Source organism: Streptomyces sp. NPDC057249, assembly GCF_042669245.1.
Taxonomy (GTDB): domain Bacteria; phylum Actinomycetota; class Actinomycetes; order Streptomycetales; family Streptomycetaceae; genus Streptomyces.
Genome location: NZ_JBHUXS010000010.1, coordinates 276,999 through 289,649 on the forward strand (window position 1 = coordinate 276,999; position 12,651 = coordinate 289,649).

Genomic DNA, 12,651 nt, shown 5'->3' on the forward strand with positions numbered 1-12,651 from the left:
GTCCCACGAGCCGCGGGAGGCGAGCAGGTGTCGAGCGCAGCCGAGCAGGAGGCAGTACCGGAGGCGGACGCGGGGACGGCCGGGGCGGTCGCGGAACGGGTCGCCGCCGCCGCAGCCGGCCGGCGGCCGCCGGTGGTGTGGCCGGGGGCGCCGATGCCGCTCGGCGCCCGCTTCAGGACCGGCCCGGACGGGGTGGCGGGCACCAATTTCGCGCTCTGGGCGGGCGGCGCGGAGGCCGTCCAGCTGTGCCTCTTCGACGAGGACGGCACGGAGACCCGGCTCCCCCTGACCGAGCTGACCCACGAGGTCTGGCACGGCTTCGTGCCCGGGGTGCGGCCGGGCCGGCGGTACGGATACCGGGTGCACGGCCGGTGGGACCCGTGGACGGGCGCCCGGTGGAACCCGGCGAAGCTGCTGCTCGATCCGTACGCCCGGGCCGTGGACGGTGAATTCACCCTTCCGGCCGAGGTGTACGGCCATGTGAGGGACTGGCCCGACCAGCGGTTCGCGGACACCGTCCGGGACGAACGGGACTCCGCCCCGTACGTCCCGAAGGGGGTCGTCGTCCACGACGACGACGACTGGGCCGACGACCGCAGGCCGAAGACACCGTGGGCGGACTCCGTCATCTACGAGCTGCACGTGAAGGGGTTCACCCGGCTCCATCCCGGCATCCCCCAGGAGCTGCGCGGCACGTACGCCGGGCTCGCCCACCCCGCGGCGACCGGGTATCTGAAGGACCTCGGGGTGACCGCGGTGGAGCTTCTGCCGGTGCACCAGTTCGCGCACGAGGACCATCTGCTGCGGCGCGGGCTGCGCAACTACTGGGGCTACAACTCCATCGGCTACTTCGCCCCGCACGCCGGCTACTCGGCGAGCGGCACGGCGGGCGGGCAGGTCGGCGAGTTCAAGCGGATGGTGCGCGCGCTGCACGACGCGGGCATCGAGGTCATCCTGGACGTCGTCTACAACCACACCGCGGAGGCGGGCGAGCTGGGCCCGACGCTGTCGCTGCGCGGCATCGACAACCGGGGGTACTACCGCCTCCAGGCCGACGCCCGGCGGTACGCCGACTACACCGGCTGCGGCAACACCCTGCACGTCGTCCAGCCGAACGTGCTGCGGCTCATCACGGACTCGCTGCGGTACTGGGTGACCGAGATGGGCGTGGACGGCTTCCGCTTCGACCTGGCGGCGGCGCTGGCCCGCTCCATGCACGACGTGGACATGCTCTCGCCGTTCCTCGCGGTGATCGCCCAGGACCCGGTGCTGCGCCGGGTCAAGCTCATCGCCGAGCCCTGGGACGTCGGCAACGGCGGCTACCAGGTGGGCGCGTTCCCGCCGCTGTGGACGGAGTGGAACGACCACTACCGGGACGCCGTACGGGACTTCTGGCGCGGCGCGCTGCCCGACGTACGGGACCTCGGCTACCGGCTGACCGGGTCGAGCGACCTGTACGCGTGGGGCGGGCGCCGCCCGTACGCCTCGGTCAACTTCGTCACCGCGCACGACGGTTTCACCCTGCGCGACCTGGTGAGCTACCAGGAGAAGCACAACGAGGCCAACGGCGAGGACAACCGGGACGGCACCTCCGACAACCGGGCGTGGAACTGCGGCGCCGAGGGCGAGACGGACGACCCGGGCGTCAACGCGCTGCGCCGCCGCCAGCTGCGCAACCTCCTCACCACGCTGCTCCTGTCGACCGGGGTGCCGATGCTGGTCGCGGGCGACGAGATGGGGCGTACCCAGGGCGGCAACAACAACGCGTACTGCCAGGACAACGAGACCGGCTGGGTGGACTGGTCGCTGCTGGAACGGCCCGAGTGGCGGGAGCTGGCCGCGCTGACCGCGCGGGTGCTCGCGCTGCGCCACCGCCATCCGGTGCTGCGCCGCCGGGCGTTCTTCTCCGGCCGGCCGCAGGCACCGGACGGGCTGCGGGACCTGGCGTGGTTCACCCGCGCGGGCGCGGAGATGACCGAGTCCGACTGGTACGCGCCCGCCGCGACGCTCGGGCTCTACCTCTCCGGCCGGGACATCCCGGGGCGGGACGCGCGCGGTGCGCAGGTGACCGACGACAGCTTCCTGGCCGTCCTGCACGCGGGCCACGAACCGGCGGACTTCCTGCTGCCGGGTCCTCCGTGGGCGCGGGCGTACGAACTGGTCCTGGACACCTCGCGGGAGGACCAGGCCCGGCCCCCGGGCACGGTGCACCGGGGCGGCGAGCGGCTGACGGTGCCGGAGCGGTCGGTGCTGCTGCTGCGGGTGCGGGAGTGAGCCGCCGGGGGTGTCTTGCCGGTCAGGGCCGGATCAGGCCGCGGCGTCTGGTGCGGTGCATCGCAAGGCGGAGGATGGAGGCAACGCGGAGCGTTGTTGACTGACGACAACGCCGCGAGGTGCCGTGCCGGACGCCACGGACCCGGCCCTGACCGGCAAGACACCCCCTAGCCGAGGATGCCCCGGTCGTAGCCGGCGGCCACGGCGGCGGCCCGGTCCTTGACGCCGAGCTTGGCGAAGAGGTGGGTGAGGTGGGTCTTCACGGTGGCCTCGCTGATGAACAGCTCGGCGGCGATCTCCCGGTTGGAGGTGCCCCGCGCGACGAGCGTCAGCACCTCGCGCTCCCGGGCCGACAGCGTCTCGTTGCCCGGGGCGGCCGGGGCGCGCACCGCCGAGACGAGGCGCGAGGCGACGGCCGGCGACAGGACGGTCCGGCCCTCGGCGGCGGCCCGGACGGCGGTGAACAGCTCCTCGCGGGGCGCGTCCTTGAGGAGGTAGCCGGTCGCGCCCGCCTCGATCGCGGGCAGGGTGTCGGAGTCGGTGTCGTACGTAGTGAGGACGAGGACCTTGGAGCGGGCGCCGCGCCGGGTCAGCTCGGTGATCGCGGCGACCCCGCCGCCGCCCGGCATGCGCAGGTCCATGAGCACCACGTCGGGGTCGAGCCGGGCGGCCATCTCGACGCCCTCGACCCCGTCGGCCGCCTCGCCGAGCACCCGGAACTCCGGCGCGGCGGCGAACATCCCGCGCAGCCCGTCCCGTACGACGGGGTGGTCGTCGACGACGATCAGGGTGATGACGCGCGCGGGTTCCCGGTCCATGGCGCCCACGGTAACGGACCGGGTCAGCCGTGCGGCACGAGCGGGACGCGGGCGCTGACCGCCGTACCGAGGCCCGGTCCGGTCTCCACCTCGACGGTGCCCGCGATGCGTTCGGCGCGCGAGCGCATGCCGCCGAGGCCGAATCCGCCGGCTCCCCGGTACGGGGGCAGCGCGGCCGGGTCGAAGCCGCGGCCGTCGTCGCGGACGTCGAGCGTGATCTCGTCGCCCATGTACGACAGGGTGACCCCGGCGCGGGACGCCTCGGCGTGCCGGCCGGCGTTGGCCAGGGCCTCCTCGGCGATACGGAGCAGGGTGGCGCCGACCTCGTCGTGCAGGGGGGCCACGGTGCCGGTGACGGTGAACTCGGCGCGCACCCCGGTCCGCCGGGACCAGGTGGCGACGGTCTTCCGGAGCGCGCCGGGCAGGTCGTCGTGTTCCAGGGCCGCGGGGAGCAGGTTGTGCACGGAGCGGCGGGCCTCGCCGAGGCTGTGCCGGGCCAGGGCGGCGGCCCGGACGAGGTGTTCGCGGGCGAGGTCCGGGTCGGTGTCGGCGGTGGAGGTGGCGGCCTGGAGCTGGGCGATGATGCCGGTGAGTCCTTGGGCGATGGTGTCGTGGATCTCGGCGGCCAGCCGGCTCCGCTCGTCGGCCACCCCGGCCTCGCGGGCCTGGACGAGGAGTTGGGCGTGCAGTCCGGCGTTCTCCGCGAGGGCCTGTTCCAGGCGGGCGTTGGCGGTCTCCAGGGCGGTGATGGTCCTGGTGCGGGCCCGGTCCTGCTCGGCCTCCCGGTCGCCGATCTGGGCGAAGACCATGGTGAGTGTGGCGTGCACGGCGAGGACGACGCCGAAGACGATCCAGTTCCTCAACGTGGCGGGCGGGAGGGGGCTGCCGCTCTGCGCGCCGGCCATGATAACGGCGACCGCGAGCAGGCCGGGCCGGATGGCGCGCTGCGGGAGGACCCGGGCGGCGTCGAAGTAGCCGACCACCGCGTAGATGGAGAAGAAGGGGTTGCACCAGGTGAGCCCGAGGGCCAGCAGGGTGCGGGCGGTGAAGTAGCAGACCCCGGCCGCCGGGCCGGCGCCCGGCGGGGTGCGGGACCACCACAGCTGGAGGACGAGCGCCGCCGGGAGGAGCACCAGGGCGGCGCGCTCGTCGGCCGGGGACATGACGAGGTTCCGGGAGACGGCCGAGACGACGGTGGCCAGGCCGAGCAGCCCGTACGGGCCGTACCGGAAGAACCGCCCCCACCACTGCTCGGCCGTCGTCACCTGTGCGCGCATGGCCGCCAGTCTCCCAAGCGCCCCCGGCCGCCCTCTACTGCCACCGGAACGTGCGGATCGCGGTCCACCCCGCCGCGAGGGCCCAGGCAGCGACCGCGCCGAGGTAGCCCCAGGCCGGCCAGTCTCCCCGGGCGGCCTGGTCCAGGGCCTGGGACGCGGCGCCGAAGGGGGTGGCCTGGACGATGCGGCGCAGCGCGTCGGGCATGGCCTGGACGGGGACCCAGACGCCCGCCGTGAACATCATGGCGAAGTAGACCAGCGAGCCCACGGTGGCGGCGATCTTCGTCGTACGGGACAGGGCGCAGATCAGCGAGCCGATGGCGAGGACGCAGACGACCGCGAGCAGCAGCGCCAGCAGATAGCCGGACGGCTGCTCCGGCAGCCGCACTCCGTAGGCGGTCCGGCCGACGGCCACGACCAGCAGGGCGGAGACGAGCGCGGCGGCGCCGTGCAGCGCGATCTGGGCGCCGAGCAGCGCCGAGGGCCGCACCGGTGTGGTGGACATACGGCGCAGGATGCCGCGTTCGCGGTAGCCGGTGAGGACGGGCGGCATGGCCTGGAGCCCGGACATGATCAGGGCGAGCAGCACCGCGACGGGGACGTACAGATCGATGACGCGCCGGCCGCCGAGGGCGTCGTCGTGCTCCCGGAAGGAGGGGACGAAGCCGAGGATCGCCAGGAGCACGGTCGGGAAGACGACGATCCAGAACAGGCTGCCGGGTTCGCGCAGGAAGAGCCGGGTCTCCGCCTTGAGGACGGCGAGCGTCGCGCCCGGCACGGCGGTGCGGGACGCGGCGGTGGGTGCGAGGGCCATCTCAGGCTGCCCGTTCTGTGAGGCCGGGCCCGTCGGCGGGGCCGGTGCGGTGGGGGTCCTCCGTGCGGTCCGGCTGCTCGGTGAGCCCGAGGAAGGCGTCGTCCAGGGTGGTCTCGGAGACGCGCAGGCGGTGCGCGGTGACGCGGAGCCGGGCCAGCAGCGAGATCACGGCGTTGACGGTCTCGTCGGTGCCGTTGATGACGATCCGGCCGCCCTCGGTCTCGTACGACACCGCGCCGGGGAGCCCGGCGAGTTCGGCGTCGGGCAGCGGTGCGGAGGGCGTGAAGGAGATGACGGTGGAGCCGTCGGCGCCGGCGACGAGCCCGGCCGGGGTGTCGAGCGCGACGACGCGGCCCTTGTCGATGACGGCGATGCGGTCGCAGAGGCGCTGGGCCTCCTCCATGAAGTGGGTGACGAGCACGACGGTGACGCCGCCGTCGCGCACGTCCTGGATCAGCTGCCAGGTGTCGCGCCGGGCCCGCGGGTCGAGGCCGGTGGTCAGCTCGTCGAGGATGACGACGCGGGGCCGGCCGACGAGGGCGAGCGCGATGGACAGCCGCTGCTTCTGACCGCCGGAGAGCCGGTGGAAGCGGGTGTCGAGCTTGCCGTTCAGGCCGAGCCGTTCGGCGAGCGGGCGCCAGTCGGCGGGCCGGAGGTAGAAGGCGCTGTACAGGTCCAGGGCCTCGCGCACGGTGATCTTGGTCTGGAGTTCGCTCTCCTGGAGCTGGGCGCCGAGCAGCCCGGTCACCCGGTCGCGGTCGGCGACCGGGTCGAGCCCGGCGACCCGGACGGTGCCCGCGTCGGGGACCCGCAGGCCCGCGACGCACTCGACGGTGGTGGTCTTGCCCGCGCCGTTGGGGCCGAGAATCCCGAAGATCTCCCCCTCTTCGACGGAGAAGGTGACCCCGTCGACCACGGGGCGGCCGGCGTAGGACTTGCGCACCCCGTTCGCTTCGATGACTGCCATGGCACCGAGCATCCGCCCGGCGGGCCCGCGCCGGTATCGGCCATCGCGCTCGAACCGGTATCCGCCGATCGGTTGATACCCGCTACGACCATCCGCCGGTGCGTCCGGTGGCGGGATAAAACCGCAGGACCGATATCCGGACGGACCGTAGGCTCCTCCCTGATGCGCCAGGAACATGTAGAACCCAAGGACCGGTCGGCCGTCCGCTCGCTGCTGCGGCTGTGGCCGTACGTGAAGCCGGTACGGGCACGGCTCTTCGGGGCCGCTCTGGTGGCGGTCGTCGCCTCCTGTCTGGGCCTGGTGATCCCGCTCGTCCTGAAGTGGATCGTGGACGGCCCGGTCGCGGACTCGGACCCGGGCGGGGTGTGGCTCGGCGCGCTGTACCTGCTGCTCCTGGGCATCGCCGAGGCGGTGCTGTTCGGGGTGCGCCGGTGGATGGTGGCGCGTCCGCTGGCCGGGGTCGAGGCGTCGATGCGGGCGGAGCTCTACCGGCACCTTCAGCGGCTGCCCGTGGCCTTCCACGACCGCTGGCCCTCGGGGCAGTTGCTCTCGCGCGGGACGACGGATCTGATGATGGTCCGGATGTTCCTGGCCTTCCCGCTGACCTTCCTGCTGGTCAACGCGACCACGATCCTCGTCGGTTTCGTGGTGCTGCTGTTCCAGGAGTGGACGCTCGGCCTGGTGCTGCTCGCCCCCGTCGTCCCGCTCGTGATCATCTGCTCGGCCTTCGAGGCGAAGTACGCCGCGGTCGCGCGCCGCGCCCAGGACCAGGTCGGCGACCTGACCACCGTGGTCGAGGAGAGCGTGCTCGGCATCCGCATCATCAAGGGCTTCGGCCGCCACCGCAGCCAGTCCGACGCCTTCCGGGCGCTCGCCGGGAAGCTGCGCACCACGGAGCTGGGCAAGGCCCGGCTGCTCGCGCGGATCTGGACCCTGATCACCACCCTCCCCGAACTCGCCATCGGGGCCGCCCTGGTGTTCGGCACGATCCAGGTCGCCGACGGCGGTCTGTCGGCGGGCACCCTGGTCGCGTTCCTCTCCACCGCCCTCGCGCTGCGCTGGCCGGTCGAGTCGATCGGCTTCCTGCTGGCGATGAGCCAGGAGGCGGCGACGGCGACCGAACGGTACTTCGAGGTGATGGACGCCGCCGAGGAGGAGGACACCGGCCGGGCGGCGGCGCCCGTGGCCCGGGAGGCGGGCGGCATGGTCTTCGAGGGCGTCGGGTTCCGCTATCCCGACGCGGAGGAGGGCTCGGCGCCCGTGCTCGACCGCGTCGACCTGCACGTCCGGCCGGGCGAGACCATGGCCCTGGTCGGCGCCACCGGCTCCGGCAAGACCACGCTCACCTCACTGGTGCCCCGGCTGTACGAGGCGACCGCGGGGCGGATCACCCTGGACGGCGAGGACATCACGGCCATGCCGCGCGCCCGGCTGCGGGAGCTGGTGTCGGTGGCGTTCGAGGAGCCGACGCTCTTCTCGGCCAGCGTCGGGGAGAACGTGCTGATGGGTGCCGAGGGGGCCGGCGAGGAGGAGCTGCTGCGGGCGCTCTCGGTCGCCCAGGCCGACTTCGTCCACGCGTTGCCGCAGGGTGCCGGCACGGAGGTCGGCGAGCAGGGCCTGAGCCTGTCCGGCGGCCAGCGCCAGCGCCTCGCCCTGGCCCGCGCGGTGGTGGGCCGGCCGCGCTTCCTGGTCCTCGACGACCCGCTCTCCGCGCTCGACGTGCACACGGAGGCCCTGGTGGAGGCGGCGCTCCGGCAGGTCCTGGCGGAGACCACGGCGGTGGTGGTCGCGCACCGGCCGTCGACCGTGATGCTCGCGGACCGGGTGGCGCTGCTGTCCGGGGGCCGGATCAGCGCGGTCGGCACCCATCAGGAACTCCTGCGCACCAACGCCGAGTACGCCTGGCTGATGTCGGGCGCGGGGGCGTCGGACGACGCCGGGGCGGAGGGCGGCGCGGGCACGGAGCCCGGTGCGCGGGCGCGGCCCGTACCGGAGGCGAAGCCCGTACCGGAGCCCGGTGCGCAGGCGCGGCCCACCCCCGACACCGACCTCACCGAACCCCTGGGCGCGAAGGCCCCTGCCGAGGAGGGCAGCACCCGATGACCAGCACGACGACCGGACGGCCCGCCGAGCCCGCCGGCTCCGGCGGCGCGGAGGAGCAGCAGGCGTCCGCCCCGGACGCGGCGGCCGGGGACCCCTTCGACCGCGACGACCTGCCCACGCCGCGCGGTGCCACCGGGCAGCTGCTCGCCTCGTTGCTGCGGCCGATGCGGGGACGGGTGGCCGCGTCCGCCCTGGCCATCCTGTTGCAGCAGGCGGCGGTGCAGGCCGGACCGCTGCTGGTCGCATACGCCATCGACAGCGGGGTGCCCGCCTTCCGCGACGACGACTACGGGCCGCTGATCGCCGTGGCGCTGGGCTACGCCCTCTGCTCGGTGGTCTCGGGCGCCCTGCAGTACGCGTTCATCCAGCTGTCCGCGCGGGTCAGCCAGGACGTCCTGCTCGACCTGCGCGGCCGGATCTTCCGCCATGCGCAGGCGCTGAGCGTGGACTTCCACGAGCGGTACACCTCGGGCCGGCTGATCTCCCGGTCCACGACCGATCTGGAGTCGCTGCGGGAGCTGCTGGAGGAAGGGCTCCAGGAGCTGATCCACATCGTCCTGTCGTTCGCGTCCATCGCCGTGGTGCTGCTCTGGCTGGACCTGGCGACGGGCGCGGCGGCGGTGGCGTCCTTCCTGCCGCTGTATCTGCTGGTGCGGCTGTACCGGAAGCGGTCCTCGGTGATCTTCGCGGGCCGTTCGACGGCGATCGCGTCGGTCGTCGTGAAGTTCGCGGAGACCATGAACGGCATCCGGCCCGTCCAGGCGTTCCGCCGAGAACGGATCAACGACGCGGCCTTCCAGGAGCTGAACACGCGTCACCGGACCGCCAACGGCGACGCGATGCTGGAGAACGCGCGTTACGTCGTCGGCTCGCGGCTCGTCGCGAACACCGCGGTGGCCGGAATCGTGCTGTGGGGCGCGTACCGCGTGGCGGACGGCGGTCTCGCGCTGGGGGTGCTGGCCGCGGTGGTGCTCTATCTGCGGCGGCTGTACGACCCGATCGACCGGCTCAGCATGTTCCTCAACTCCTTCGAGTCCGCGGCCGCCTCGCTGGCGAAGATCGCCGGGCTGCTGGCGCAGGCGCCGACGGTCCCGGAGGCCCTGGAGCCCCGTGAGTTGCCGGCCAGGGCCGGGGACCTGCCCGGCCGCGAGGTGGTCTTCGACGGGGTGAGCTTCGGATACCGGACGGGCGGCGAGGTGCTGCCCCGGTTCGACCTGACGATCCCGGCGGGGCAGACGGTGGCCGTGGTCGGCTCCACGGGGGCCGGCAAGTCGACGCTCGCCAAGCTGCTCGCCCGGTTCTACGACCCGAGCGCGGGCCGGGTCCTGCTGGACGGCACCGACCTGCGCGACCTGGCCACCCCCGAGCTGCGGCGCGGGGTGGTGATGGTGACCCAGGAGGCGTTCCTGTTCTCCGGGACGGTCGCGGAGAACATCGCGATCGGCCGCCCGGCGGCGGGCCGGGAGGAGATCGAGCGGGCCGCGAAGGCGATCGGCGCCCATGACTTCATCACCGGGCTGCCCGACGGCTACGACACCGACGTGCGCAAGCGGGGCGGCCGGATCTCGGCGGGGCAGCGGCAGCTGGTGGCGTTCGCCCGGGCGCTGCTGGCCGACCCGGCGGTGCTCATCCTCGACGAGGCGACCAGTTCGCTGGACATCCCCGGTGAGCGCGCGGTGCAGCAGGCGATGGACACGGTGCTGCACGGCCGCACCGCGGTGGTGATCGCGCACCGGCTCTCGACCGTGGAGGTGGCGGACCGGGTGCTCGTGATGGAGCGGGGGCGGATCGTGGAGGACGGCGCACCGTCCGAGCTCGTCGCGGGCACGGGCCGGTTCGCCGGTCTGCACCGCGCCTGGCGGGAGAGCCTGGCCTGACGGCCCGGTGACGCCCCGGCTGTCCGCCCGATATCGCACGAAGGCGGACAGCCAGATCGCGCCACACCTCGTTACCGTCTCGTCAGGTGGGAACTTTCCGCTTGTTCACATTCGCGTCGCACTCCGCCCGTCCGCCCGCAACCCTCTCGCGCCCTGCGCTTTCGGCGCGCCAGGGCACTCGACGGCCCCCGTGGAACCGCCGCGTGAAGCTCCGCGAAACGTCCGCTTAACGAACACGCATCTTCCGGCAACGAACGAATTCCGGCCAAGTTGTTGACGCGGTCCTGACAGAGATGGCCGACTCCTGACACTCTTCACCCCGTTCCGCGCTCTGCTTGCTCTGCCCGGACGGCTCACCCAGCCGCCGGTACCCCCCTCGCAGAAGGAGTCCGCGTGAGATCCACGCACAGCCGTCGTGCCACCGCGACCGGCGCTCTCATAGCCGCAGCCGCCCTCATAGCCGTCGGCACCCAGACCGGAACGGCCTCCGCCGCCCCGGACAACGGCACCGCCAGGAGCGCCAGTGCCGCCCAGGCGAACCCCGGCGCCCTGGCCAAGCAGCTCTCCCCCTCGCAGCGCGCCGAGCTGATCCGCGAGGCCACCGCGAGCCGGGCGGCCACGGCGAAGAAGCTCGGCCTCGGGTCCCAGGAGAAGCTCGTCGTCCGCGACGTCATCCAGGACAACGACGGCACCACGCACACCCGTTACGAGCGCACCTTCGACGGCCTCCCGGTCCTCGGCGGCGACCTGGTCGTCCAGGAGTCCAAGGCCGGCGCGACCGAGAGCGTCGTCAAGGCGTCCCGCGCCACCGCCGCCCAGCTGAAGGCCGTCGACACCGTGGCGGACATCGCCCCGTCGGCCGCCACCAAGCAGGCGCTCGGCGCCGCCAAGGCGGCCGGCTCGGACCGGGCCGAGGCCGACAAGGCGCCCCGCAAGGTCGTCTGGATGGCCTCCGGGACCCCGCAGCTGGCCTACGAGACCGTGGTCGGCGGCCTCCAGGAGGACGGCACCCCGAACGCGCTGCACGTCATCACGGACGCCTCCTCCGGAGCGAAGCTCTACGAGTGGCAGGCCATCGAGAACGGCGTCGGCAACACCGAGTACAGCGGCCAGGTCACCCTGGGGACCTCCGGGTCCTCCGGCTCGTACAACCTGACCGACACCGCGCGCGGCAGCCACAAGACGTACAACCTGAACCACGGCACGTCCGGCAAGGGCACCCTCTTCTCCGGCTCCGACGACGTCTGGGGCAACGGCAGCGCCTCGAACGCGGAGACCGCGGCGGCGGACGCCCACTACGGCGCGGCCGAGACCTGGGACTACTACAAGAACGTCCACGGCCGCACCGGCATCCGGGGCGACGGCGTCGGCGCGTACTCCCGCGTCCACTACGGCAACAACTACGTGAACGCCTTCTGGGACGACAGCTGCTTCTGCATGACGTACGGCGACGGCAGCGGCAACGCCAACCCGCTGACCTCGCTGGACGTGGCCGCCCACGAGATGAGCCACGGCGTCACCTCGAACACGGCCGGCCTCAACTACAGCGGCGAGTCCGGCGGCCTGAACGAGGCGACCAGCGACATCTTCGCCACCGCCGTCGAGTTCTACTCCAACACCGCCGCCGACCCGGGTGACTACCTGATCGGCGAGAAGATCGACATCAACGGCGACGGCACGCCGCTGCGCTACCAGGACAAGCCGAGCCGCGACGGGGCGTCCAAGGACTCCTGGTACTCGGGCATCGGCAACATCGACGTGCACTACTCGTCGGGCCCGGCCAACCACTTCTTCTACCTGCTGTCCGAGGGCAGCGGCGCGAAGACCATCAACGGCGTCAGCTACAACTCCCCCACCTCCGACGGCCTGCCGGTGACCGGCATAGGCCGCGCGAAGGCGGAGCAGATCTGGTTCAAGGCGCTCACCACGAAGTTCACCTCCACCACCAACTACGCGGGGGCCCGCACCGGGACGCTCGCGGTGGCCGGTGAGCTGTACGGCACGAGCAGCGCCGAGTACAAGGCCGTCCAGGACGCCTGGGCCGGGATCAACGTCGGTGAGCGCTCCGGCGGCACCGACCCGACCGAGCCGGGTGACGGCACGGTCTTCGAGAACAACAGCGCCGTGTCCATCCCGGACGGCGGCTCGGCCGTCACCAGCGCGGTCACCGTCTCCGGCCGCTCCGGCAAGGCACCCAGCGCCCTGCAGGTCGGCGTGGACATCACCCACACCTACCGCGGTGACCTGGTCATCGACCTCGTCGCCCCGGACGGCTCCACTTACCGCCTGAAGAACTCCTCGATCTACGACTCGGCGGACAACGTCAAGGCGACGTACACCGTCAACGCCTCGTCCGAGACGGCCAACGGCACCTGGCGGCTGCGGGTCCAGGACGTCTACCGCGGGGACACCGGGAAGATCAACAGCTTCAAGCTGACCTTCTGAGCCCCTTCGGCGCCACCCCCCACCGCGCGGGTCACCGCATGACCCGCCTCTGAACACGGAACCGCCCGGGAGGAGC

The 12,651-nt window shown here is 73.0% G+C and carries 8 protein-coding genes; 4 read left to right on the forward strand and 4 right to left on the reverse strand.

Translation table 11 applies throughout. From position 1 onward, the window contains the following. Positions 1 to 27 precede the first annotated feature (27 nt). Complete coding sequence (glgX, locus tag ACFUJY_RS20900) at positions 28 to 2,274, forward strand: glycogen debranching protein GlgX (RefSeq protein WP_383301616.1); 2,247 nt, start codon at positions 28 to 30, stop codon at positions 2,272 to 2,274. 167 nt (positions 2,275 to 2,441) lie between these two features. Here the strand turns inward: glgX and ACFUJY_RS20905 are convergent, their stop codons facing one another. The 4 genes from ACFUJY_RS20905 to ACFUJY_RS20920 are packed head-to-tail and all read right to left on the reverse strand — an operon-like array spanning position 2,442 to position 6,150. Next, entirely contained in the window at positions 2,442 to 3,092 is a 651-nt protein-coding gene (locus ACFUJY_RS20905) for a response regulator transcription factor (protein WP_143619627.1), read from the reverse strand. 23 nt (positions 3,093 to 3,115) lie between these two features. Further along, positions 3,116 to 4,369, reverse strand: a complete 1,254-nt coding sequence (locus ACFUJY_RS20910; RefSeq protein WP_383301620.1) for a sensor histidine kinase — start codon at positions 4,367 to 4,369, stop codon at positions 3,116 to 3,118. Between the two features lie 34 nt (positions 4,370 to 4,403). Beyond that, positions 4,404 to 5,183 carry an ABC transporter permease gene (locus ACFUJY_RS20915; RefSeq protein WP_383301623.1) on the reverse strand — a complete coding sequence of 260 codons (780 nt, stop codon included), beginning with the start codon at positions 5,181 to 5,183 and terminating at the stop codon, positions 4,404 to 4,406. 1 nt (position 5,184) lies between these two features. After that, complete coding sequence (locus ACFUJY_RS20920) at positions 5,185 to 6,150, reverse strand: ABC transporter ATP-binding protein (RefSeq protein ID WP_383301626.1); 966 nt, start codon at positions 6,148 to 6,150, stop codon at positions 5,185 to 5,187. A 162-nt stretch (positions 6,151 to 6,312) separates the two neighbouring features. On the opposite strand from ACFUJY_RS20920, the gene ACFUJY_RS20925 reads away from it, so the two are divergent. The 3 genes from ACFUJY_RS20925 (at position 6,313) to ACFUJY_RS20935 (ending at position 12,575) form a co-directional block, all read left to right on the forward strand. Next, positions 6,313 to 8,253, forward strand: coding sequence for an ABC transporter ATP-binding protein (locus ACFUJY_RS20925; RefSeq protein WP_383301628.1), 1,941 nt, complete (start codon positions 6,313 to 6,315; stop codon positions 8,251 to 8,253). After that, the gene (locus tag ACFUJY_RS20930; RefSeq protein WP_383301631.1) at positions 8,250 to 10,130 is read left to right on the forward strand and encodes an ABC transporter ATP-binding protein; all 1,881 of its coding nucleotides are present in this window, start codon (positions 8,250 to 8,252) and stop codon (positions 10,128 to 10,130) included. Before ACFUJY_RS20925 ends, ACFUJY_RS20930 begins: the two co-directional genes overlap by 4 nt. A 393-nt stretch (positions 10,131 to 10,523) precedes the next feature. Continuing rightward, positions 10,524 to 12,575: a M4 family metallopeptidase gene (locus tag ACFUJY_RS20935; protein WP_383301634.1), complete on the forward strand. Its 2,052-nt coding sequence runs from the start codon at positions 10,524 to 10,526 to the stop codon at positions 12,573 to 12,575. Positions 12,576 to 12,651: the final 76 nt, after the last annotated feature.